This window comes from Coprobacillus cateniformis (assembly GCF_009767585.1).
Lineage (GTDB): Bacteria > Bacillota_I > Bacilli_A > Erysipelotrichales > Coprobacillaceae > Coprobacillus > Coprobacillus cateniformis.
Genome location: NZ_WSNW01000001.1, coordinates 563005 through 586026, shown reverse-complemented (window position 1 = coordinate 586026; position 23022 = coordinate 563005). Strand labels below are relative to the sequence as shown.

27 protein-coding genes are annotated in these 23022 nt (G+C 31.2%); 24 read left to right on the top strand and 3 right to left on the bottom strand.

Annotated elements, in window-relative coordinates; genetic code table 11:
• Positions 1-10 precede the first annotated feature (10 nt).
• Positions 11-856, bottom strand: coding sequence for a LysR family transcriptional regulator (locus GQF29_RS03000; RefSeq protein WP_008788265.1), 846 nt, complete (start codon positions 854-856; stop codon positions 11-13).
• 107 nt (positions 857-963) lie between these two features.
• On the opposite strand from GQF29_RS03000, the gene GQF29_RS02995 reads away from it, so the two are divergent.
• The 20 genes from GQF29_RS02995 to GQF29_RS02900 all read left to right on the top strand — a co-directional run bounded on the left by GQF29_RS02995 (position 964) and on the right by GQF29_RS02900 (position 19611).
• Positions 964-1545 (top strand): histidine phosphatase family protein, encoded by a 582-nt coding sequence (locus GQF29_RS02995; protein WP_008788266.1) that lies wholly within the window; start codon positions 964-966, stop codon positions 1543-1545.
• A gap of 7 nt (positions 1546-1552) precedes the next feature.
• Positions 1553-2587: an MATE family efflux transporter gene (locus GQF29_RS02990; RefSeq protein ID WP_017144151.1), complete on the top strand. Its 1035-nt coding sequence runs from the start codon at positions 1553-1555 to the stop codon at positions 2585-2587.
• A gap of 327 nt (positions 2588-2914) precedes the next feature.
• Entirely contained in the window at positions 2915-4186 is a 1272-nt protein-coding gene (locus GQF29_RS02985; RefSeq protein ID WP_008790900.1) for an IS110 family RNA-guided transposase, read from the top strand.
• Positions 4187-4385: 199 nt separating this feature from the next.
• On the top strand, positions 4386-4643 hold the full coding sequence (locus GQF29_RS02980; protein WP_237713665.1) for a damage-inducible protein: 258 nt from the start codon (positions 4386-4388) through the stop codon (positions 4641-4643).
• 77 nt (positions 4644-4720) lie between these two features.
• Entirely contained in the window at positions 4721-5596 is an 876-nt protein-coding gene (locus GQF29_RS02975; protein WP_008788270.1) for a LysR family transcriptional regulator, read from the top strand.
• A 93-nt stretch (positions 5597-5689) separates the two neighbouring features.
• Positions 5690-6928 carry an MFS transporter gene (locus GQF29_RS02970; RefSeq protein WP_008788271.1) on the top strand — a complete coding sequence of 413 codons (1239 nt, stop codon included), beginning with the start codon at positions 5690-5692 and terminating at the stop codon, positions 6926-6928.
• A complete protein-coding gene (locus GQF29_RS02965; RefSeq protein WP_008788272.1) occupies positions 6885-7118 on the top strand; it encodes a hypothetical protein in 234 nt (77 codons plus the stop codon). The genes GQF29_RS02970 and GQF29_RS02965 overlap by 44 nt, the downstream gene beginning before the upstream one ends.
• A 105-nt stretch (positions 7119-7223) precedes the next feature.
• Entirely contained in the window at positions 7224-8072 is an 849-nt protein-coding gene (locus tag GQF29_RS02960) for an aldo/keto reductase (RefSeq protein WP_008788273.1), read from the top strand.
• A gap of 15 nt (positions 8073-8087) precedes the next feature.
• Positions 8088-8933 (top strand): aldo/keto reductase, encoded by an 846-nt coding sequence (locus GQF29_RS02955; protein ID WP_054325557.1) that lies wholly within the window; start codon positions 8088-8090, stop codon positions 8931-8933.
• Between the two features lie 21 nt (positions 8934-8954).
• On the top strand, positions 8955-9824 hold the full coding sequence (locus tag GQF29_RS02950; protein ID WP_008788275.1) for an aldo/keto reductase: 870 nt from the start codon (positions 8955-8957) through the stop codon (positions 9822-9824).
• 10 nt (positions 9825-9834) lie between these two features.
• A complete protein-coding gene (locus GQF29_RS02945) occupies positions 9835-10251 on the top strand; it encodes a flavodoxin family protein (protein WP_017144153.1) in 417 nt (138 codons plus the stop codon).
• A gap of 38 nt (positions 10252-10289) precedes the next feature.
• Positions 10290-11240, top strand: a complete 951-nt coding sequence (locus GQF29_RS02940; protein WP_008788277.1) for an aldo/keto reductase — start codon at positions 10290-10292, stop codon at positions 11238-11240.
• Positions 11241-11265: 25 nt separating this feature from the next.
• The gene (locus GQF29_RS02935; RefSeq protein WP_008788278.1) at positions 11266-12024 is read left to right on the top strand and encodes an EFR1 family ferrodoxin; all 759 of its coding nucleotides are present in this window, start codon (positions 11266-11268) and stop codon (positions 12022-12024) included.
• 10 nt (positions 12025-12034) lie between these two features.
• The gene (locus GQF29_RS02930) at positions 12035-12652 is read left to right on the top strand and encodes a flavodoxin family protein (RefSeq protein ID WP_008788279.1); all 618 of its coding nucleotides are present in this window, start codon (positions 12035-12037) and stop codon (positions 12650-12652) included.
• An 86-nt stretch (positions 12653-12738) separates the two neighbouring features.
• Positions 12739-14139 carry an ROK family protein gene (locus tag GQF29_RS02925; RefSeq protein ID WP_008788280.1) on the top strand — a complete coding sequence of 467 codons (1401 nt, stop codon included), beginning with the start codon at positions 12739-12741 and terminating at the stop codon, positions 14137-14139.
• A 250-nt stretch (positions 14140-14389) separates the two neighbouring features.
• Positions 14390-16213: a beta-glucoside-specific PTS transporter subunit IIABC gene (locus tag GQF29_RS02920; RefSeq protein ID WP_008788281.1), complete on the top strand. Its 1824-nt coding sequence runs from the start codon at positions 14390-14392 to the stop codon at positions 16211-16213.
• A gap of 1 nt (position 16214) precedes the next feature.
• A complete protein-coding gene (ascB, locus tag GQF29_RS02915; RefSeq protein WP_008788282.1) occupies positions 16215-17633 on the top strand; it encodes a 6-phospho-beta-glucosidase in 1419 nt (472 codons plus the stop codon).
• A gap of 76 nt (positions 17634-17709) precedes the next feature.
• The gene (locus tag GQF29_RS02910) at positions 17710-18270 is read left to right on the top strand and encodes a DJ-1 family glyoxalase III (RefSeq protein ID WP_008788283.1); all 561 of its coding nucleotides are present in this window, start codon (positions 17710-17712) and stop codon (positions 18268-18270) included.
• 1 nt (position 18271) lies between these two features.
• Positions 18272-18823 carry a DJ-1 family glyoxalase III gene (locus GQF29_RS02905; protein WP_017144154.1) on the top strand — a complete coding sequence of 184 codons (552 nt, stop codon included), beginning with the start codon at positions 18272-18274 and terminating at the stop codon, positions 18821-18823.
• Positions 18824-18840: 17 nt separating this feature from the next.
• On the top strand, positions 18841-19611 hold the full coding sequence (locus GQF29_RS02900) for a MurR/RpiR family transcriptional regulator (protein ID WP_008788285.1): 771 nt from the start codon (positions 18841-18843) through the stop codon (positions 19609-19611).
• Positions 19612-19780: 169 nt separating this feature from the next.
• On the opposite strand, the gene GQF29_RS18550 is transcribed toward GQF29_RS02900, so the two are convergent.
• Together GQF29_RS18550 and GQF29_RS02895 are read right to left on the bottom strand one after the other, a co-directional pair.
• Positions 19781-19936: an AraC family transcriptional regulator gene (locus tag GQF29_RS18550; RefSeq protein WP_008788286.1), complete on the bottom strand. Its 156-nt coding sequence runs from the start codon at positions 19934-19936 to the stop codon at positions 19781-19783.
• The gene (locus tag GQF29_RS02895; RefSeq protein WP_236916508.1) at positions 19893-20192 is read right to left on the bottom strand and encodes a hypothetical protein; all 300 of its coding nucleotides are present in this window, start codon (positions 20190-20192) and stop codon (positions 19893-19895) included. Before GQF29_RS02895 ends, GQF29_RS18550 begins: the two co-directional genes overlap by 44 nt.
• A gap of 147 nt (positions 20193-20339) precedes the next feature.
• On the opposite strand from GQF29_RS02895, the gene GQF29_RS02890 reads away from it, so the two are divergent.
• From GQF29_RS02890 to accB, 4 genes are all read left to right on the top strand, one after another.
• Complete coding sequence (locus tag GQF29_RS02890) at positions 20340-20882, top strand: biotin transporter BioY (RefSeq protein WP_008788288.1); 543 nt, start codon at positions 20340-20342, stop codon at positions 20880-20882.
• A gap of 168 nt (positions 20883-21050) precedes the next feature.
• Entirely contained in the window at positions 21051-22031 is a 981-nt protein-coding gene (gene rhuM, locus GQF29_RS02885) for a type II toxin-antitoxin system death-on-curing family toxin (protein WP_008788289.1), read from the top strand.
• A gap of 300 nt (positions 22032-22331) precedes the next feature.
• Positions 22332-22556, top strand: a complete 225-nt coding sequence (locus GQF29_RS02880) for an acyl carrier protein (RefSeq protein WP_008788290.1) — start codon at positions 22332-22334, stop codon at positions 22554-22556.
• Between the two features lie 43 nt (positions 22557-22599).
• Positions 22600-23019 (top strand): acetyl-CoA carboxylase biotin carboxyl carrier protein, encoded by a 420-nt coding sequence (accB, locus tag GQF29_RS02875; protein WP_008788291.1) that lies wholly within the window; start codon positions 22600-22602, stop codon positions 23017-23019.
• Positions 23020-23022 lie beyond the last annotated feature (3 nt).

Here is a 23022-nt window from a genome sequence, read left to right as displayed (position 1 = left end):
TTAAATAGATCTACTTATTTAATGTATAAAGAAATGCTTTCAATTGAGATTCATTTTCTTTTAAATAACAACAGTAAAATGTTGCATGAGCTTCTTTATCAGTAATGGGAATAATAACTCTATTTGGTGGGATACCATCATATTTCATGCTAAAATCTGATGTAAAAGAAGGTAAAGATGATAATTCGATGAGATCATAAAAAACACTTCGATCTTGTTGAATGAGAAATTTGGTATTTGGCATTGTTTCATTATGCATTTGATTCCAAAAACCAATATTAGACATCAATAACATTTTTTCTCCATCCATTTCTTTTAAGGAAATGGCTTTTTGATGTGCCAAATGATGATCATGAGGGAGTGAGAAGTAAAGCTGTTCTTCCATGAACATAATGCTTTCAATATCATCATCTTCAATTTCATAAGGCATAATAATAAAGGTGTATGTATGATCTTTGAGACCATCTATGAGTATATTGATATCTTTAATTTCATTAGAAACCGTTTTATCAGGATAAAATCTTGATACTTTTTGATTGAGATAGATTTGTGGAGCTGGAGCACATGTTCCTATCGAGATAGTATGCTGCTTTCTATTAAATTCTCTTAACTGTGTTTTCATGCTTTTTGTATCACTGATAATTCTTTTGGCAAGTTCTACCGCAAGTAATCCAGTTGCGTTTAAATACATTCTATTTTTTGTACGTTCAAATAGTGTTAAATCTAGTGTTTCTTCTAGCTTTTGCATAGAACGTGTCAAAACAGGTTGAGAGATATGTAATTCTTTAGCAGCCCGAGATAATGTTTTGTATTCATCAAAAGCAATAAGATGGATAAGTTGTTCAAATTCAATCATATATTTCTCCTTTCACTATTCTATTTCATTATAGCAGATTTCAATATTAATATTGTACTTTTTTAATATAATTGAGTAAAATGGATGTGTAAAGGAGAATAATAATTATGAAAAAAACATTATATTTAATGAGACATGGACAGACATTATTTAATTTACAGCATAAAATTCAAGGATGGTGTGATGCCCCATTAACACAACTTGGTATCAAACAAGCAAAGATTGCAAGTGAATACTTTAAAGATAATCAGATTACTTTTGATCACGCTTATTCATCAACTTCAGAAAGAGCCTGCGATACTTTAGAAATTGTCACAGATGGGAAAATGCCTTATACAAGAGTCAAAGGTTTAAAGGAATGGAACTTTGGAGCATTTGAAGGAAAAGATGAATGTTTAAATCCAAAACTACCTTATGGTGATTTCTTTAAACAATTTGGTGGTGATAGTGAGATGGAATTAAGAGAAAGAATGGTGAAAACATTAACTGATATTATGAATCAAGATGATCATAAAGTTGTTTTAGCTGTTTCTCATGGAGCTGCATGTGCGCAGTTTTATCGTGCATTTGAACAGTATGCTAAGGTTCTTAAAAAAGAAAGATTTTATAATTGCTGTATTTTAAAGTTTGAATATGAAAATGGGATCTTCACATTAGTAGAACTCTATAACAAGAATGTAACGGAATAGATGGATGATGGATATTCAAAAAAAGAAATTTGTGAATTTTGATGTTGATTTAATTCATGGCCCCATATTTAAATCATTGGTTATCTTTGCTATCCCATTATTGATATCTAATATTTTTCAACAATTATATAACACTGTTGATACAATGATCGTTGGGCAATACTTAGGCGATGTGTCTTTGGCAGCAATTGGTTCATGTGCAGCAATTTATGATTTACTGGTTGGTTTTGCATTAGGAATTGGCAATGGGTTATCAATTGTGACTGCACGAAGTTATGGATCGAAAGATGAAACATTATTAAAGAAATCAGTTGCTAGTTCGATTGTGATAGGTATTATTGTTTCTGTTGTTTTAACGCTTATTGGTCTTGTTTTTTTAAGACCATTATTGAATATATTGAATACACCAATTGAAATTATTGATGAAGCGTACAGTTATATTTTCTTTATTGTTTTGTTTATTATTGTAATGTTTGCTTATAACTTATGTGCTGGGTTATTAAGAGCTATTGGGAATAGTATGATGCCACTTATATTTTTGATTATTTCATCAGTATTAAATGTAGGTTTAGATATTCTTTTTATTACTCAATTTCAAATGGGGATTAGAGGAGCAGCAGTTGCTACGGTTATTTCACAAGGAATATCAGTTATTTTATGCATCATTTATATCATCAAAAAAACACGTGTTTTATTACCTGAAAAGAAACATTTTCAAATGGATAAAGATCTCTATAGAGAACTATTAGGACAAGGTTTTTCAATGGGATTGATGAGCTGTATTGTTTCAGCGGGTTCAGTGATATTACAATATGGAATCAATAACTTAGGTTATTTAATTATTGCTGGACACACAGCTGCGAGAAAGTTATACATGTTCTTTAATATGCCTTTTATTGCAATGGCATTAGGGATTTCTACTTTTGTTTCTCAAAATAAAGGTGCAAATCAAAAAGAACGTATTAAAAAAGCTTTGAAATATGCTTATATTTATGATGTGATTGCTGCTATTGTGGTTACTGTGATTATTCTCCTCGTATAATATATTTTGTAAAGATGACTAGTCATCTTTACAAGTTTATTTCAATATTGGATTTTCCTAAGTTATAATAGAGTTACTAGTCACTCTATTATTGGAATTTATTCTAATTCTCCTTGAAGTATCTTCATGATATCTTCTATAGAAAGTCTGTTTCTCAACTTTAGAATGTCTCTGCTTACCGAATGTTGTTTGTTCAATACTTTTGTGATACGTAGCCTTTGATCTGTATTGTTCTATTCTTATGGCGAGGTCGCATCATGTCTAAAGAACGGAGGTCTTTCCAATATTTTGTTTCTAGTTTTATCTTTTTTGAAAGGTGGTGATCCCATGAACACTCTCTTTGTAGGTATTGATGTTTCAACCAAAAATAATCAAGTCTGTGCTGTTAACTTTAATCAGGATGTTTTCTTTAATCTCTCTTTTCCAAATAACCCTGATGGATGTGATCTTCTCATTACATCTGTCTTGGCTTTTGTTGATAAAGAAAAGTTCGATTCCATCATCATCGTTACTGAATCAACTTCTATATATGACTATCATATTTGTGCTTATCTTTCATCTCAGCTTTCGATTGTCGGCACTTCTGTCATCATATATTCTGTTAATGCCAAATCCATTGCCAATTATAAGAAGTCTTATATTGAAATGGAAAAAACTGATCTGGGTGATGCTTTTTTGATTGCAGATTTTGCTCGTGTTGGTCGCTGTAAAAAGCTTCGTCCCTTTAAAGCTGCTCAACATATCGCTCTTAAACGTCTCACTCGTGAACGTTATCATTTAGCTGAGCAGCTTATTAGAGAAAAGAATTACGTTCTCAACAATATCTATTTAAAGGTTTCTGGTCTTATGACCCTTCCTCATAAGGATTTGCCTTTCAGTGATAATTTTTCTGCTTCCAACACGAAATTTTTAACTGATTATGCTTCCCCTTTTGATTTGGCTGAAAAACCTTTGGATGAAATCATTGAATATTTCAAATCTGCTTCTCAAAACAGATGTGATGATTATGGTAAAATTGCTTCTCTTTTTGATAAAGCGATTCGTTCTTCCTATAGACTTGATAAAACTGCATATGACCCTATAACTATCTCAATTACTGCTTCTATCAACCTGATTCAATGCATTGAATCTCAAATCAAGATGGTTGATAAGGCCATTGAGAAGGAAATGAAAGGTCTTTATCCTAACGGATATCAATCTCTGATGTCTATAACAGGTATCGGACCTGTCTTTGCAGCAGGTATACTTTCTGAAATTGGTGATATTTCCTATTTCAAAAGTGATGCTTCATTGGCTAAATATGCCGGTTTCCATTGGAAGAAGAATGACTCGGGCAATTTTATTGCTGATGAAAAACATTCAGCGAATTCATGTAATAAATATTTAAAATATTACATAACTCAATCCACACAGATGTCAGTGATGCATGGCTTTGATTATACGACTTCTTTTTATCGTAAGAAGTATAACGAAGCCTCTACACACAAGCATCGTAGAGCACTCGTCCTTACATCAAGAAAACTAGTTCGTTTAATTTATGTCTTGCTACGTGACAGTAAATTATACGTTTCTGTGTCTCATGACACAGTCATTGAGTAATTTGTCAATTTCATAAATTTTTTCATACTTCTTTTTAGTGTACTCTTTTTTAGATGATGGTTTTTGATTTATCTAAAAAAGATTTTATTTATTTTCTTGACATTTTACCGAATGACTTTTTGGTAGTTCGTTAGTACAACTCATTTCTGGATCAAGTGAAGCTATTGTTTTAGATAATGGAACATTATATTTGCAAATTGTGGGACCATTTTATGCTGTGTTAGGAATTTTGATGCAAACACGTTATGCCCTTCAAGGAATTGGACAAAAATTATTACCACTTATATCAAGTGTAATTGAGTTCATTGGAAAGATTATCTTTGTTTTTGTATTCATTCCTCAATTTCAGTATATGGCAGTTATATTCTGTGAACCAGCTATCTGGTGTATTATGTGCATACAGCTTGTGTATTCATATTATCATAATCCATATATCAAGGGAGTCAAAACTGAGTAATTTCATTATATTTTTGAGTTCTCCATATGATGAATATTCATATGGAGTTGTTTTTATTTAGGAAGGAGCATGTCAGTATGTATAATCCACAACTAGATACATTTATTGCAGTTGCAGATGCTGGTAGTTTTAATAAAGCATCAGAGAAACTTTATGTATCACCCAATGCAGTGATGAAACAAATGAATTTACTAGAATCAAACTTAGGTTTGCATTTGTTTGAACGGACACATAGAGGACTTCAATTAACACCAGCTGGTCAGTCACTCTATCACGATGCCTTGTATATCATTCAATATTCTAAAGATGCAATTGCAAGAGCAAAGCACTTTAATCCCCAAAAAACTTTAAGAATTGGTGTTTCTTTTACAACACCTGTTGAATATCTCATCTCATTATGGGATAAAGTTCAAAAAATATATCCACAGTTAAAATTTGAATTAATTTCTTTTGAAAATACACCAGATAATGCAAGAGAAATCATGAAAAACTTTGGAGTGAATATTGATATGGTGGCAGGTATTTACAGTTCAAATTTATTAGAAGAAAGAAGATGTGCTGCTATGCTTCTCTATCATACTCCAGTATGTTGTGCTGTCCCTAGAAATCACCCTTTAGCTTATAAAGAAAAATTAACAATGAAAGATTTATATCATGAAACAATATTTTTACTACAGCATCATTATTTTGATGATTTTGATATCATCAGAGCAGATTTGCTTAAAAACCATTCTGCCATTCAAATAGAAGATATATCCTTTTTTAATATGGACGTCTTTAATCGTTGTGTGAATGAAAGTAAGCTCATGTTGGCAATGCCAGAATGGAAAAATATCCATCCTATGTTAAAAATCATTCCTATTGAGTGGGATTATGTGATTCCTTTTGGTATTATGTATTCACCTCATCCGAGTCATGAAGTTCAATTGTTTATAGATGCTATTGAACAATGAGAGTTATAACCTAAAGGTTCATACCTATGAAAAAACAGAGAATTCTCAAAATTCTCTGTTTTTTATATACTGTAGATGTAAGGAGGAATACAAATGAAAAATAAATTATTAAAAATGGCATTGTTATCAGTGTCAATGCTGGTTACAATTGCACCGGCAATCAATGCTAATATTCCAATGATGAAAGAGGCGTTTTCTGATATATCACTTTCATTGGTCGAAATGATTACAACAGTTCCATCATTGTTTTTAATGATATCTGTTTTGACAAGTGGGATAATTGCGAAAAAGTTCGGATATAAGCAGACAATTATGTTGGGGATTGGTATTGTTGCTGTATCAGGAATTGTTCCTGTGTTTGTGAATCATTTTTATATCGTGCTTCTATCGAGGGCATGTTTAGGATTCGGTATTGGATTATTTAATTCGTTGCTTATTACATTAATCAGCTATTTCTATGATGGTGATGAAAGAACAACTCTTATTGGGTATCATGAAGCGTTAGGTGGTTTAGGAGGTATGATGATTACATACATTGCGGGTCGATTCATGAATGTGAATTGGCAAGCACCTTTTCTTGCTTATGCTATAGCTATTCCTGTCTTTTTCTTCTTTTTAAAGGTCATACCACAGGTAGAAACAAAAGATATCTTGCAGAAATTTGAAAGCAATGTTCAAAAAGATACCACTCATCAATATGGTCGTTTTTCAAAAGTTTTTGTTTTTATGATTTTAATAGTAATAGGTGCAACTCTTAATATGACAATGGGAATTAAAGTTTCTAGTTTAATGGTAGAAGAAGGGTATGGATATGCAAGTGATGCAAGTATGGTCATTATGTTGCTGAGTTTAGGATCAATGATCTCAGGATTCTTGTTTGGAAAACTCTATAAGATTTTAAAAAATTATATTTTATCAGTAGGATTTATCATCACAGCGATAGCGATGATAATAATTGGTTTATCTCATACAGTTTGGATGAGTGTATTAGGAGGATTTTTGGTCGGATTTGGATTTAGGGTTATGATGCCAACTCTAACGCATATTGTGAATAGCTCACATTTAAAAAATCCTACACTAGCAACTTCACTACTCTTGGTAGCTTATAATTTGGGAAGTGCTTTTGCACCTTATGGCAGTATGCTGATTCAAAAATTATCATGGACAGAAGGTTTAAGAGGTATCTTTTATGTAGATGGAATTGGATTTATGATCTTGGCTTTGATTGTGGGAGTGGTTGTTACTATTCAAATATTCAAAAAGCAAAGAATGAGAGGAGGTGTGAATGATGCAAAAAGTATTAATCAATTGTCAAACGTTACAAAAGGATGATATCTTTCATATTCTCAAAGTCAATAACTATCATCCAATAGAATTTGATAATGAAAATCAAGTCATTCTTTTATTGGAATTATACGACTATCAGATCAATTTATTGACAAAGCTTATGCATAATTATAGTCAAAATCAACAGCATGAAGTATTCGTTTGTGTATGCCATAAGATATCATTTTATGGATAGAAAATCTGACTATCTGTTTTTGTTATAGCAGATTGCAGTATTGTTATTGTACTTTTCATAAGGACAAAGATAAAATAAAAGTGTAGAAAAAAAGGAGAACAGATTATGAAAACATTTCAACTGAATAATGGAGAATTGATACCAGCAGTAGGATTTGGTGTTTTTCAAATTCCTAATAATGGACCAACTTATGAAGCAACATTAGCAGCATTAAAAGCTGGTTATCGTCATATTGATACAGCGGCTGGTTATATGAATGAAAGTGATGTGGGAAAAGCCATTAAAGAGAGTGGTATTGATAGAAAAGACATTTATATTACATCTAAATTATGGTTACAGGATTATGGTTATGAAAATGCGAAGAAAGGAATAGAAAACTCTTTAAAAGCATTAAATGTTGATTATATTGATTTGTATTTATTACATCAGCCTTATGGAGACTATTTAGGAGCTTGGAAAGCGTTAGAAGAAGCATTAATAGCTGGAAAGATTAAATCTATTGGTATTTCAAACATCACTGTGAATTTATGGAATAAGTTTAAAGATGGAATGAAGATGATGCCAGTTGTGAATCAAGTAGAATTTAATCCCTTTACTCAACAAAAAGAATTAAGAAAAGTCATGGCTGAAAACAATATTTTATTAGAAGCTTGGTATCCATTAGGACATGGGAATAAAGATTTACTAGAAAATGATACAATCATATTTTTAACAAAGAAATATCATAAAAATGCTGGACAGATTATATTAAGATGGATTTATCAGGAAGGTGTTATTTCATTACCTAAATCAACCAATCCAGAAAGAATGAAAGGTAATATTGAAATCTTTGATTTTGAATTAACAGATGATGAAATGAAAGCTATGGAAGCATTGGATACTGGAAAAGCAACACACAATCCTGAAGATCCAGTCAATGAAACAAGATTAATGGGATTAAAAATACATGATTAATAGGAGGATAAGAGAATGGAGTATGTAACATTGAATAATGGTATCAAGATGCCAGCTGTTGGATTTGGAGTTTTCCAGATTAAAGAGAAAGATGAATGTGTAAGAGTTGTTTTAGATGCAATTGAGTCAGGCTATCGTTTAATTGATACAGCTCAATCCTATGGTAATGAAGAAGCAGTCGGAGAAGCAATTCAAAAAACAAATGTGCCTAGAGAAGAATTATTTATTACAACAAAAGTATGGATTACAAATTATGGTTATGAAAATGCGAAGGCATCAGTAGAAGATTCTTTAAAGAAAATGCAGTTAGATTATCTTGACTTGGTTTTATTACATCAGCCTTTTAAAAATTATCATGGTGCCTATAAAGCATTGATTGATTTATACAAAGAAGGGAAAATCAAAGCTATTGGTGTTTCTAATTTCTACCCTGATCGACTTGTTGATTTATGTTTAGATACAGAAGTGATTCCAGCAGTGAATCAAGTAGAAGTGAATCCATTTCACCAGCAAGAAAAAGCACTTCAATATAATCAAAAATATGGTGTACAATTAGAAGCATGGGCACCTTTTGCTGAAGGAAAGAATGGTGTTTTTAATAATGAAACATTAAGTGGAATTGGTCAAAAATACAATAAATCAGTTGGACAGGTGATTTTAAGATGGTTAGTTCAAAGAGGAATAATTCCACTTGCAAAAACAGTGAGAAAAGAAAGAATGTTAGAAAATATTGATATCTTTGATTTTGAATTAACTGATGAAGATATGCAGCTTATTTCTGATATGAATAAAGATACAAGTTCATTCTTTTCACATTATGATCCAGCAACAGTTGAAATGATTTGTGGTTTAAAAAGATAAAAGAACAAGGAGAAAATATTTATGGAATATGTGACTTTAAGTCATCAATTAAAAATGCCGATTTTAGGATTAGGGGTATTTCAAGTACCAGATAAAAAAGAATGTCAGGAAAGTGTTTATCAGGCAATCAAAGCTGGTTATCGCTTAATTGATACAGCAGCTTCTTATATGAATGAAGATGCTGTTGGATTAGCAGTCAAACAGGCAATAAAGGATGGTATTTGTACAAGAGAAGAATTATTTATTACATCTAAACTTTGGGTACAGGATATGCGTACTTACGAAGATGCGAAGCAGGGAATAGACAATTCATTACAAAAGAGTGGATTGGAATATTTTGATTTATACTTGCTTCATCAAGCTATAGGTGATTATTTTGCAGCGTGGCGTGCGATGGAAGATGCTTTTCGTGAAGGTAAGTTAAAGGCAATTGGTGTTTCTAATTTTTATCCTAATATCTTAACAAATTTCTGTGAAATTGTAGACATCAAACCAATGGTCAATCAAGTTGAATTGCATCCTTATTTCACACAGGAGCAGGCACTTGAAACAATGAATTATTATGGAGTGATTGCTGAAGCTTGGGCACCACTTGGTGGTGGCAGATATAATCCTTTTGAGGATGAGATGTTAATATCAATTGCTAATAAATATCAGAAAACAGTTGGACAGGTACTCTTAAGATGGAATATTCAAAGAGGTGTTGTTGTGATTCCTAAAACAACCCATATTGAAAGAATGATTGAAAATATTGATGTTTTTGATTTTGTGTTAAATGAAGAAGAAATGAATAAGATATCTGCATTAGATATGGGTTATTCAGGAACAAGAGCGAAACATTTTGAACCTGATTTTGTGAGAATGGTTCTTAACAAGAAAATACATGATTAAGGAGAGAAAAATGAGTGTCTTATTTATTAATGGTAGTCCTCATAAAAATGGGAATACAGTGAAATTAGCAGAAAGTTTTTTAAAAGATAAAGATTATGAGACATTAGATCTTGTTGATTATAAGATTTATAGTTATGGACAGAATTTTGAGGATGATCAGTTTGATGAAGTTGTTTTAAAAATGAGTCAGGCTGATACAATAATCATTGGTTCACCATTATACTGGCATAGTATGTCTGGTGCTATTCGTAATTTATTAGATAGATTTTATAATCATGTGAGTGAGAGTTTATTAAAAGGAAAGGACATGTATTTTATCTTTCAGGGATATGCACCGACTCTACAACAATTAGAAGCTGGTGAGTATACAATGAAACGTTTTGCATCATTGTATGGTATGAACTACAAAGGTATGATTACAAAATAGGATATAGTTATGGAAAAAAGACGATTAGGAAAACAGATATGTATGTTCGCCCTGTGGGGCTTGGATGTATGGGCTTTTCACATGCTTATGGATTGGCACAAGATAAGGAAACGGCAATTCAAACGATAAGGCAAGCTTATGAAATGGGATATAACTTTTTTGATACAGCAGAGTGCTATACTGGTGAAAATGCTGATGGAAGTATTTCTTATAACGAAGAACTTGTTGGTACTGCATTAAAAGACGTCAGAAATCAAGTCATAATTGTAACAAAGTTTGGCGTTGAACATAAAGGTGATCATTTAGAATTAGATAGTTCTCCTAAGAAAATACGTGAATCAATAGAAGGTAGTCTTAAGAAACTACAAACCAATTATATTGATTTATATTATCAGCATAGAATTGATCCAAATGTTGAACCAGAAGCCGTTGCACAAGTTATGAAGGAACTTATAGAAGAAGGAAAAATCAAAGCATGGGGTATTTCGGAAACCGATGAAAATTATTTACGAAGGGCTCATGCGGTTTGTCCAGTAACAGCGATCCAAAATAGATATTCCATGATGGCAAGATGGCATGAAAATCTATTCCCAGTATGTGCTGAATTAGGTATCACATATGTTGCTTTTTCACCTATGGCTAATGGTATCTTATCAGGACAATTTACACCACAATCTGCTTTTGAAAAAGGGGATTTTAGAAATAATATGCCTCAATATCAGAAAGAAGGATATCAAAAGGCAGAAAAACTATTAAGTTTATTAAAAGATTTGGCAAAAAAGAAAAACTGTACGATGGCACAATTATCATTAGCTTGGATGCTATGTAAAGAAGATTTTATTGTTCCTATTCCAGGAAGTCGAAAAGTAAACAGACTCACTGAGAATTTTGAAGCACAAGATGTCAAATTAATCAATTATGAGATTGAAAAGATAGATGCATTATTAGATAGTATTGACTTTGATATCTTTGGAGGACATTCTTCTTAGATGAAAAGTAGAGAGGAGAGAAAATATGCTATTTTATTTCACAGCTACAGGCAATTGCCTTTATGTAGCTAGAAAACTTGAAAACCAGATTTTGAGTATTCCTCAAGAATTAAAGAAAGAGAATCTTCATTATAAGGATGAAAAGATTGGAATTGTGACTCCTGTCTATGCAGGTGAATTACCTCAAATAGTCAGAAAGTTTATAGAACAGGCACATTTTGATACGGATTATTTTTATATGATATTAACATATGGAAAATCTGACAGTGTTGCTACTATTTGGAGTGAAGCATTTTGTCAAAAAAATCATATACACTTAGATTATGCACAATCTATTCTAATGGTTGATAACTATCTCCCTTCATTTGATATGGAAGAAGAGATATTAATTGATAAAAAAACAGATGCACAAATTCAAATTGCAAAAGAGAATATTGAAAAAAGAATGAAATTTATTCCTGAACCAGATCAGGCTGCTAAAGATTTATATGCTATGGCTTCAAAAAGATTTGCAAAGCACCCTGAATTAAATAATGGAGAGGCTATTATCATGACCAATCAATGTGCAGGATGTAAGATTTGTGAGCAAGTTTGCCCAATAGGTAATATAAAAGTTATTGATGGGAAAGCCAAAAGACTCAATAAGACTTGTGAATTCTGTTTAGCATGTGTTCATCATTGTCCATTTAAAGCAATTCATTTGATTACAGATAAAAATCCAGATGCACGATATCGTCATCCACAAGTGAGTTTAAAAGAAATTGTCAAGTCAAATAAACAATAAGGAGAATAAGATGAAAGTACTAATGATTAATGGCAGCCCTCATCCAAAAGGGAATACACAAACTGCCTTGAATGAAATGATAAAAATATTTGATCAACAAAATATTGATACTGAGATCATTCATATTGGAAACAAAGATATTAGAGGATGTATCGCATGTATGTCATGCAAGAAAAATGGAAAATGTATTTTTGATGATATAGTTAATGAAGTTGCCAGAAAGTTTGAAGAATGTGATGGCTTGGTTGTTGGAACACCCGTTTACTTTGGATCAGCCAATTCAACATTAATATCGTTTTTAACGCGTTTGTTTTATAGTGTACCTTTTGATAAAACAATGAAAGTAGGGGCAAGTGTTGTTGTTGCAAGACGTGGGGGCATTTCAGCAACTTATGATGAAATCAATAAATTCTTTGCGATTTCAGGAATGCCTATAGCATCAACGCAATATTGGAATGCTATTCATGGTAGAGAACAGGGAGAAGCTATGCAAGATGAAGAAGGTTTACAAACAATGAGAGTCCTTGCTAGAAATATGACTTTTTTGTTAAAGAGTATTCATGATGGTAAAGAGAAATATGGAATACCAGAAAAGGAAGAGTTTACAAGAACAAACTTTATTCGATAAGAGTTGAGTTTTGTTTGATAATAGGTTTTCTGAATGATAAAATAAGAAAAAGGATTTGTAAATATGAAAATCTAAGGAGAAAACCTATGGCAAATGAAACATTTGATTTTAAAGCATGGATTTTAAAACATTCAAATGATGAATATCGGATGACTTTAGAAAATGATCAGTTGATTATGTTAAGAACTGATTATGGTGAAGCATCTATTCAATTTACAGAGATAGAGGAAAATACAATTGTTGAATTTAAAATAACATTTGATAAAGATCATTCTGTTAAATTTTATCTTCATTTTGAATTAAATGATGAAAATCATGCAAAACAATTATATGATGAAATGGTTGAAACACTGATTGGATTAAAAGATCAAAAAACATTAAAAGTTTTATTATCATGTTCTGCTGGTTTGACGACGTCTATGTTTGCTGAAAATTTGAATTCTGTTGCTGAAATGCTAGGGCTTGACTATCATTTCGATGCTGTTTCTTATTTGAGTCTTTATGAAGAAGTTCAAAATTATGATATTGTTTTTATTGCTCCACAAATTGGCTATATGTATAATCGTTTGAAAGAAAGTTTACCTGATAAGCTGGTCTTACAAATTCCTACATCTCTATTTGCTTCATATGATGCTTTAGGAGCTATTCAGTTTATTCAACAGGAATTTAAAAATATTGAAAAACAACAAGAAGAAAAAGCAGCAGAATGTTGTGTTTGTTGTACACAATATGAAAAGAGAATATTATCTATTGCCATTATGATTAATGGAGAACAAACACGTATTTCTTATCGTTTATATGATAAATGTGAAATTATTGATAGTCATGTGATTATGAAACCATCAATGAATATTTATGATTTATATGATATTATTGATACTGTTTTATTAAAGCATTCCTATATTGATGTGATTGGTATTGCGACACCAGGTATTGTTGAAGATGATAAGGTCTTTAAAGAACCTAATGATGGTAAAATTATTGATATGAAAAATGATTTTGAAGAGAAATATAATATTCAGATATTTGTTTATAATAATGCTGATGCAGCAGCTGTTGGATTTGTATTAGAACATCCTGAATATCAAAATGTTATTTATCATTCTCAACCATTTGGATTTGGTGTGGGTGGTCAAGGAATCGTTGCTAATGGGAAAGTCATTAGAGGAAAAAATGGTGTTGCTGGTGAAGTGAAGTATTTTTTAAGACGTATGCAGCTTTCTGATGATGTTCATAAACTGGCATGGACACAACAGGGGACATTAGAGTTAATCACGAAATCGCTGTTGCCATCTTTGACAGTTATTGGACCTGAAGCAGTGGCTTTATATGCACCTATGACGCCTGATATGAATGAAGTGAAGAATAAGCTGAAATCATTTATTTCAGAAGAATTTCTACCAGAATTCTATTATATTAAGGAACCTATTTCTTATATGTTGAGTGGGATTACAGAGTTATGCGTTGATTATCTTGAAAAAGAGTAAAAAATAAAAATCATTATAATAAGGAGTAAAGAATTGAGAACTTTACTTCTTTTTATTATTTATATTTTTAAGTGATTAGAATTTTATTGACAACATATTTTGAATTGAGATACAAATCATTTCTTTTCCTGAAATGGGTATTATTTCTTAAAACTGGAAATCAATAGTGACTATAGGTGATATTCTTTATAATCGTTGATGTAGATTGTTAATCCGGAAGAACAAATCGAAAAACAATATGGAGGATATTATGAAAAACAAAGATATAGCAAAGAAGATTCTTGATCTTGTCAAAGAAGATAACATCACTTATTTAACGCATTGTGCAACAAGACTCAGATTGAATGTTAAAGATGAAAACAGTATTGATTTAAACAAATTGAGTCAAATTGAAGGCGTTATAACAGCACAATTTAAAAATGGTCAATTACAAGTTGTCATTGGTGCAAAAGTAGAAGGTGTGTTTGATGAATTAATGAATATGGTTAATTTATCAGATGATACTATAGTAGAAAAAAGTACAAAAAAGAAAAACATAGTTTCTAATGTTGTTGAAACGATTGCAGGATGCTTCAGTCCGGTTATTCCAGTTTTAATTGGATGTGGTATGGTAAAATCAGTATTGTCTATATTAACAACATTTAACATGATAACAACAACGAGTGGTGAATATCAAATATTAAGTATGATTGGTGATTTACTGTTTTATTTCTTTCCTTTCTTTTTAGCTGTTAGTGCTGCAAAAAAATTTAAAACAAATGAATTTTTAGCTTTAGCACTTGCTGGAGCATTGATGTATCCAACCATTCAAAATGGGGCAATTCATGCCGCTGAAACGGGTATAACTTCACTTCGTTTTTTAGGATTACCAGCGTTGTTTGTGAATTATAAATCAACGATTATTCCAATCATTATAACGGTATGGATGATGTCTTATGTATATAGATATGTGAATAAATTGATTCCAGATACATTTAAAGTTTTGTTTGTACCAATGATTGTTTTATTTATTATGGTTCCTTTAGAATTGATTGTCATTGGTCCATTCGGTACTTATATCGGTAAAGGTGTTGCAGCATTTGTGACATGGTTATATGGAATAAATGGAGTATTAGGAGCTTTCTTATTTGGTACATTTAGACCTTTGCTCATTATACTGGGAATGCATTATGCGATTACACCTATCAATACTCAATTAATTGCAGAATATGGCTATTCTGTTATTTCTCCAGCCAATTTAACGGGAAACTTAGCACAGGCTGGAGCATGTTTAGCAGTCTTTGTATTATTGAAAAACAAAGAGCGAAAGAGTGGTGCATTCACAAGTGGATTAACAGCAGTCTTTGGGATTACAGAACCTGCCATGTTTGGTTTTAATTTAAAATATAAGAAGCCTATGATTTGTGCGATGTTAGCAGGTGGAATTGGGGCAGCCTATATGAATTACTTTGGTGGCGGAGCAACAGCAGTTATTTTACCTGGAATTTTAGCTTTACCAACATATATTGCTGATCATTATATTCATGTGATTATTGCAGTTATTATCAGTATAACTGGGGCATTTATTGCAACTTTGATATTAGGAATTTATGAAGAAAGTGATTTGGTGGATAGTGTGCAAAATCAAAACGGTCAAGAAGAAATTTGTTCACCGGTTCAAGGAACGATTATTGAATTATCACAAGTCAATGATGATACTTTTTCAAAAGGATTATTGGGGCAAGGTTTTGCTGTTATTCCTGAAGATGGGCATTATTATGCACCATTCAATGGAAGAGTTAAAATGATTTTTCCCACAAAACATGCGATTGGATTGGTAAGTGATACAGGTGCTGAAGTTCTGATCCATATTGGATTAGACACAGTTGGATTAAATGGTCAATATTTTGAAAGTCATGTCAGTGTAGATCAAGAAATCAAAGTAGGTGATTTATTAATAACCGTAGATATAGAAAGTGTTAAAAAATTGGGATATGATATGACAACTCCAGTTATTGTTACCAATTCAAATCAGTATCAGAATATTGAATTCAACCAGAACAATAATCGTTTCATGTTGGTTGTGGAGTCATGATATGAAAATCAAAGATGATTTTTTATGGGGTGGTGCTATTGCAGCCAATCAGGCAGAGGGGGCTTATGCTGAAGATGGGAAAGGATTGTCAACAATGGATGTCGTTCCAATGAATCAAAAGAGACAATTTATCAAACAAGGAAAAATGTCTTATCTGCAATGTCAAAAAGATGACTATTTCCCTACCCATCAAGCTATTGATTTTTATCATACATATAAAGAGGATATCCGAATGCTAGCAGAAATGGGATTCAAGTGTTTTCGTACCAGTATTGCCTGGACAAGAATTTATCCTACTGGAATTGAAGAAAAACCTCATTCGTTAGGGCTACAATATTATCGAGATTTATTTCAGGAATGTCATAAATATGGAATAGAACCCCTTGTAACGATTAGTCATTTTGATGTACCAATGTATCTGGTAGAAACATATGGTTCATGGAGAAATAGAAAGATGATAGATTTCTATATCAAATATGCGAAGACATTATTTGAGGAATTCAATGGTTTGGTTAAATATTGGATCACTTTTAATGAAATTAATGTTATTTTACATAATTCATTTTCTGGTGCTGGTCTTATTTTGACAGACGATGAGAATCTCGAACAAATAAAATATCAGGCAGCTCACCATGAATTGGTCGCAAGTGCACTTGCAGTCAAAATAGCGCATCAAATCAATCCTTATAATCAAGTTGGATGCATGTTGGCAGCAGGAGATTATTACCCATACACTTGTCACCCCGAAGATGTTTTGTTGGCAATGAACAGGAATAGAGAGAGTTATTTCTTTATTGATATTCAATCAAAAGGAATCTATCCAAGTTATATAGATAGACTATTTAAAGAAAAAAATATTCAATTGTCTATGTATGATAATGATTTAGAAATTATGAAAGATCATACAGTCGATTTTATTGCATTGAGTTATTATACTTCTCGTTGTGCTTCAATGCAAAAACAAAAGGATGAAAGTGAAGCAAATGTTATGAAATCAATTAAGAATCCCTATATTCCATCTAGTGAATGGGGATGGCAAATTGATCCTTTAGGATTAAGAATAACATTAAATACTTTATATGATCGTTATCAAAAACCCTTATTTATTGTTGAAAATGGATTAGGTGCCAAAGATGAACTTATTAATGGAACAGTGGAAGATGATTATCGTATTGATTATTTAAGAGAACATATTAAGGCTATGAAGGAGGCCATGAAAGATGGTGTAGAAGTCATAGGATATTTAACATGGGGTTGTATTGATTTGGTGGCTGCCTCGACTGGTCAAATGTCAAAAAGATATGGTTTTGTCTATGTGGATAGAGATGATTATGGACAAGGAACCAATAGACGATTCAAGAAAAAATCATTTGATTGGTATAAGAAAGTAATTGCTACAAATGGTGAAGATTTATATTGATTTCCTAAATCAGGAAATCAATTGATAAATTATTAAATCTTATTAAAATGATATATGAAAAGAGGAGGTCAATAAGATGAAAAAAGTAGCAGTCATTGTTGCACCTGGATTTGAAGAGGGTGAAACATTAACGATTGTAGATATTATTCGCAGAGCTCATTTCCAATGTGATATGTTTGGATTTGATAAAGTTGTTGAGGGTGGGCATGGAATATGTGTGCAATGTGATAAAATTTTAAATGATGAAGTGATTCATTATGATATGGTTGTTTTACCTGGTGGATATGAGGGGGCAGCGAATATGAGAGATAGCGAAGAAGTGATTTCCATTCTTCATTCTATGAATGAAAAAGGAAAATATATTTGTGCCATGTGTGCAGCTCCTATTGTTTTAGAAAAAGCAAATTTATTAGTGAATAGGCATTATACAGCATACAAGGGATATGATCAAAAAATAAAGCAAGGACATTATTTAGAAGATAAAGTGGTTATTGATGGAAACCTTATGACAAGTCGTGGACCAGCAACAGCTTATGCCTTTGCATATAAGTTAGTTGATTTATTAGGCGGTGATTCATTGGCAGTTAAGAAAAGAATGGTTTATTTCAATGCATTTGATGTCAAGGAGGATGAATAGAATGGCTCGTGTTGCAGTATTAATGGCTGAAGGATATGAAGAAGGGGAAACACTAACAATTGTAGATTTATTAAGAAGGGCAGGAATTGAGTGTCACACATTCAGTTTTGATAATGAATTTGTAAAAGGAATGCATAATATGTATGTTCAAGCTGATAAAATGTTTGGTAAAGAGGTTCAAGAGTATGATATGATTGTTTTACCAGGGGGGCGTCCAGGTGGAGCAAATCTTAGGAACAATCCTGACGTTATTGCTTTGCTTCAGTATTTTAATGAGCATCATAAATATATTGCAGCAATGTGCTCAGGAACGATTGCTTTAGCAGAAGCCCAAGTCATTACAGGTAAAAAGGTGACTGGATATACAGGATATGCTGAAAAACTAGTGGATGGAGAATTTGTAGATGATGTCGTTGTCTTTGATCAAAATATTGTGACGAGTCAAGGACCAGCAACCCCTTATCCCTTTGCGTTTAAGATTATGGAAGTCTTCCAACAAGATGTGACTGAAATGAAAGAAAGACTGATGTATAATTTTGCTGGTGGAAAATAGAGAGTGAGTGATTAAGGATGATTTATGGAAAATTGCCTGTTGTGTTTTTAAGTACCATTGCGAGTGAAAAAAATGGATCAACAAATTGTGTTATCGCAACTTATATTTTGGAACATTTAGATGAAATGCAAGATATAGGGATTAAAGAAATTGCTAAAAAATGTAATGTTGCAGTGAGTTCTATTTCACGTTTTTGTAAAGAAATAGGATTAAGAGATTTTGTTGAGTTAAAGGAATTATTGTCATCAATAGATTTCTATTTTGAAGAACAATCTCATTCTCAATCTTTCAATCAAAGAATTGAGGATTATAGTTATAAAATTCATGAAAGTATTCAAATGGTTAAAAATACAATTGATGGTCATCAATTGATAAAACTATGTGATGATATCAAAAAATATCAAAGAGTGGGTATATTTGGATTATTAAAGGCAGGATCAGTAGCGATTAATCTTCAAGGAGATTTATTAATGCTTGGTAAGCAAGTTTATACGCATATATCTTATACACAACAAATGCAATATATTATCACAGCTGATGAAAATGATTTAATTATTATTTTCTCTTATACGGGATCATATTTTGATTATCAAAATTTGAGAGCATTGAAGAAAAAATTAAATGCTCCTAAAATATGGATGATATCTGGTGATAAGAAAAATTATCCTTCCTTTGTTGATGAAGTGATCTCATTTGAGTCATTACAAGATCAGGCAGGTCATCCTTATCAATTGCAGTTTGTAGCCAGTTTAATTGCACAAGAATATTCAAAAATATGCAAACTATAAAGAATATTGTGCGATAAGTATTATATAAATAAGAGATTTTCAAAACTATTGAATAGTTCATAAATCTCTTTTTTGTATTTTTTAATTATCGAGATAAATCGTCTCTTTTTAATGATATGAACATTTTATATTATGTTTAAAAGAAGTTCATCAATCTTTGATGAGATAATCATTGATTTTTGAGATGTGAATCTTGATATTGCTTAGGAGTCATATGTTTATATTTTTTAAAGACTTGAATAAAATTACTTTGTGAACTAAAGTTTAATAAACAACTGATATCAATATGACTTTTTTCTTTGTATATAAGATGTGACTGTTTCATTCATTTCCTGTTTAAAAGCAAGGGATAGATAACTGGCCGATAAACCCGTAAATTTAGCTAAATGATGAAGAGAAACTTTATCATAAAGATGAGCATCAATATAGTGTATACATTTATAGATATGTAATGAATAATTCATTTTCTTTACTTCATTTAATTGATGATAGAAATCTTGTAGTGTTTGATAAAAAAGGGTAGATGTATCATGGTATTGATTTGCTTGCGTTTTTTTTGAATCTGTTTGATATTTAAACATATAAAGCAACGTCATATACCTCATGCAAAATCAAAATCTATTTCATTATGATTGTTTTCACATCAAAATGAATGTAAAGTAAAAACGAAATAATACTTTACAATTCATAATGAGTCTTGTATGATAAACACTCAAGGAGTGAGTGTAATGAAAATAAAAGATATGTGTTTATGTGCATTGTTTGCAGTACTCATAGGAATAGGAGCTTTTATCAAGGTTCCAGTCTCTATTGTGCCAATAACCCTGCAAACATTGTTCGTTATATTGGCTTCACTTATTTTAAGACAAAAAGCTATATATAGTGTTTTGTTATATGTTTGTATGGGATTGATTGGATTACCGGTATTTACAAGTGGAGGAGGAATATCATATGTTCTCATTCCATCATTTGGTTATTTAATTGGATTTATTATAAGTAGTTGGTTTGTAGGAAGATATCAAAATACAAATCATATATCCTTATTCTTAAGGAGCTGTATTGGACTTGCTATGATTTATATAATTGGAATGTTATATTTTATATTTATACAATATGTTTATTATGGACAAGTTTTTTCAATAAGTTGGATTTTCACAAGTTTATGTTTGGTCTATTTACCAGGAGATTTATTATCTATTCTATTAAGTATTGTTATTTATAAACGTATTGAATATTCACTACCACAATATATTATGCAATCAAATACATAATCATGAGTATGGTTATGTGTTTTTTTTGTGAATTACATTTACTACAAGCAACCTTTATGGTATAATTTGCTTATAGAAAATATGATAACGTATTTCTATGAATAGCTTCATTGAATATAGATTTTGGGGCTAATCTCTATTCATATGAGTAGGTAGGAGGAATATAATATGGATGTTTTAGAAAAAAATGAAGTTTTGCAATTTAAAGATAATGAGTTTGTTTTGGATGTGAATGTGTCGCCACAGGAAGAAACAGTTTGGTTAAATCGACAACAAATAGCTGAATTGTTTGGGCGAGATGTGAAAACTATTGGGAAACATATTGTGAATGTTTTTAATGAAGGAGAATTAGATAGAAATGACTCAGTCGCAAATTTTGCGTCTCAGTCATCTATAGTTGATTATAGAACTGGGAAAGAACAAGTCTTGAAAGATAGAACTATGGAATATTATAATTTAGATGTTATTATTTCAGTTGGTTATCGTGTTAAGTCAAAAAGAGGTATTTTATTTAGAAGATGGGCAAATAAAGTCTTAAATAATTATTTGTTAAAAGGTTATGTATTAAATAATAAACATTTCCAGGATATTGATTATGTGACAAAAATTTTAGATGACTATCATAAAGTGGGCGGAAGATTGCCATCTAGCCATTCTCTATTAGAGTTCTTAAAGGCATATCAACGGGGTTTTCAAATATTGGATGATTATGATCATCACACATTGATTTCTCCAAAGGGTGAAAAAGATTTATATATCATTGATTATGATGAGTGTATAAATCTTATTCATGAAACTATGTTTACTGATAAAGGAGATCAATTTGCGATTGAGAAAGATGAATCATTTCGTTCTAGCATTGCAACTATCTATCAAAGTTTTGGTGGTGAAGATTTATATCCAACTCTAGAAGATAAGGCAAGTGCATTACTCTATTTTATTGTTAAGAATCACAGTTTTATTGATGGAAACAAAAGAATTGGAGCTACGATATTCTTATATTTCTTATCTAAAAACAGAGCGTTATATAAAATGGGACAAGAAAGGATAAATAATGATGCTCTTGCAACATTAACAATTCTGGTGGCTTCTTCAAGGCCAGAAGATAAAGATATTGTGATAGAATTGATAAAAACTATACTTAATTAAATAATTATAGGAAGATGGAGTATATCCATCTTTTATTTTGTATTGACAAAATATGTAATAAGTTTATAATGCATATATAATTTAGTAATGAATACTACATAAAGGAGAGACGATAAAATATGTCTGTATGCTTAAACAATTGTGATTAATACTTAAAAAAATATATATAAAATTTTTTAAATAAATTTCGCAAAAAGTATTTACAAACATAGAAAAGAGGTATATACTGGCATTACTTCAAAAAGTTGAAGTAATAAATTAAAAAGTTTTAAGTAAATAAAAATATAGGAGGAAATATAAATGTTTGAACAAGTGAAGGATGCATTAGTAGAATCATTAAATATTGATGGAGGAGACATTAAATTAGAGTCTAATCTAAAAGATGATTTAGGAATTGATTCATTAGCTGCTGTTGAATTATCTTTAGATTTAGAAACAGAATTTGATGTAGAAATTTCTGATGAGGAATTAGCTGCTTTAGTCAGTGTTGAAGATATTGTGAAATTAATTGAATCTAAACAATAAGCTAAGTTATCTTAGCTTATTTTTCTAAGGAGGAAAGTTATATATGGATACTGAAAAAATAAAATCAATCATAAAGATGTTTGAAGAAAGTCAAATATCTAAAATGGATCTTACTGATGGAGACATGCATATTACATTAGAAAAAGAAATGGAACCTGTAGAAGTTGTGAGAAAAGTCAAAACAGCACCTATCTATCATGAAACTGAAACCAAAGAACCGCAAATGCAAGGAACACCAATGAAAAGTCCTTTAGTAGGAACATACTATCAAGCAAGCGGTAGCAATCAAAGTCCATTTGTTAAAGTTGGTGATCATGTGAATGTAGGTGATACAATTTGTATTATTGAAGCCATGAAAGTTATGAATGAAATTAAAGCAACAACTGGTGGAACTGTTTTATCTATTAATGTCAATGATGGGGAAACTGTTGAATATGATCAAGTTTTAATGATGATAGGGTAAGGT

Excerpts from the sequence above, each read along its gene's own strand:
- GQF29_RS02900 (WP_008788285.1), top strand. The coding sequence starts at position 18,841 with ATGATTTATGGAAAATTGCCTGTTGTGTTTTTAAGTACCATTGCGAGT.
- GQF29_RS02975 (WP_008788270.1), top strand. The coding sequence starts at position 4,721 with ATGTATAATCCACAACTAGATACATTTATTGCAGTTGCAGATGCTGGT.
- GQF29_RS03000 (WP_008788265.1), bottom strand. The coding sequence starts at position 856 with ATGATTGAATTTGAACAACTTATCCATCTTATTGCTTTTGATGAATAC.
- GQF29_RS02985 (WP_008790900.1), top strand. The coding sequence starts at position 2,915 with ATGAACACTCTCTTTGTAGGTATTGATGTTTCAACCAAAAATAATCAA.
- GQF29_RS02970 (WP_008788271.1), top strand. The coding sequence starts at position 5,690 with ATGAAAAATAAATTATTAAAAATGGCATTGTTATCAGTGTCAATGCTG.
- GQF29_RS02990 (WP_017144151.1), top strand. The coding sequence starts at position 1,553 with ATGGATATTCAAAAAAAGAAATTTGTGAATTTTGATGTTGATTTAATT.
- GQF29_RS02960 (WP_008788273.1), top strand. The coding sequence starts at position 7,224 with ATGAAAACATTTCAACTGAATAATGGAGAATTGATACCAGCAGTAGGA.
- rhuM (WP_008788289.1), top strand. The coding sequence starts at position 21,051 with ATGGATGTTTTAGAAAAAAATGAAGTTTTGCAATTTAAAGATAATGAG.
- GQF29_RS02995 (WP_008788266.1), top strand. The coding sequence starts at position 964 with ATGAAAAAAACATTATATTTAATGAGACATGGACAGACATTATTTAAT.
- GQF29_RS02925 (WP_008788280.1), top strand. The coding sequence starts at position 12,739 with ATGGCAAATGAAACATTTGATTTTAAAGCATGGATTTTAAAACATTCA.
- GQF29_RS02965 (WP_008788272.1), top strand. The coding sequence starts at position 6,885 with ATGCAAAAAGTATTAATCAATTGTCAAACGTTACAAAAGGATGATATC.
- GQF29_RS02880 (WP_008788290.1), top strand. The coding sequence starts at position 22,332 with ATGTTTGAACAAGTGAAGGATGCATTAGTAGAATCATTAAATATTGAT.
- GQF29_RS02910 (WP_008788283.1), top strand. The coding sequence starts at position 17,710 with ATGAAAAAAGTAGCAGTCATTGTTGCACCTGGATTTGAAGAGGGTGAA.
- GQF29_RS02945 (WP_017144153.1), top strand. The coding sequence starts at position 9,835 with ATGAGTGTCTTATTTATTAATGGTAGTCCTCATAAAAATGGGAATACA.
- GQF29_RS02895 (WP_236916508.1), bottom strand. The coding sequence starts at position 20,192 with ATGTTTAAATATCAAACAGATTCAAAAAAAACGCAAGCAAATCAATAC.
- GQF29_RS02920 (WP_008788281.1), top strand. The coding sequence starts at position 14,390 with ATGAAAAACAAAGATATAGCAAAGAAGATTCTTGATCTTGTCAAAGAA.
- GQF29_RS02930 (WP_008788279.1), top strand. The coding sequence starts at position 12,035 with ATGAAAGTACTAATGATTAATGGCAGCCCTCATCCAAAAGGGAATACA.
- GQF29_RS02935 (WP_008788278.1), top strand. The coding sequence starts at position 11,266 with ATGCTATTTTATTTCACAGCTACAGGCAATTGCCTTTATGTAGCTAGA.
- GQF29_RS02890 (WP_008788288.1), top strand. The coding sequence starts at position 20,340 with ATGAAAATAAAAGATATGTGTTTATGTGCATTGTTTGCAGTACTCATA.
- ascB (WP_008788282.1), top strand. The coding sequence starts at position 16,215 with ATGAAAATCAAAGATGATTTTTTATGGGGTGGTGCTATTGCAGCCAAT.
- GQF29_RS02955 (WP_054325557.1), top strand. The coding sequence starts at position 8,088 with ATGGAGTATGTAACATTGAATAATGGTATCAAGATGCCAGCTGTTGGA.
- GQF29_RS18550 (WP_008788286.1), bottom strand. The coding sequence starts at position 19,936 with ATGAAACAGTCACATCTTATATACAAAGAAAAAAGTCATATTGATATC.
- GQF29_RS02940 (WP_008788277.1), top strand. The coding sequence starts at position 10,290 with ATGTATGTTCGCCCTGTGGGGCTTGGATGTATGGGCTTTTCACATGCT.
- GQF29_RS02950 (WP_008788275.1), top strand. The coding sequence starts at position 8,955 with ATGGAATATGTGACTTTAAGTCATCAATTAAAAATGCCGATTTTAGGA.
- GQF29_RS02905 (WP_017144154.1), top strand. The coding sequence starts at position 18,272 with ATGGCTCGTGTTGCAGTATTAATGGCTGAAGGATATGAAGAAGGGGAA.
- accB (WP_008788291.1), top strand. The coding sequence starts at position 22,600 with ATGGATACTGAAAAAATAAAATCAATCATAAAGATGTTTGAAGAAAGT.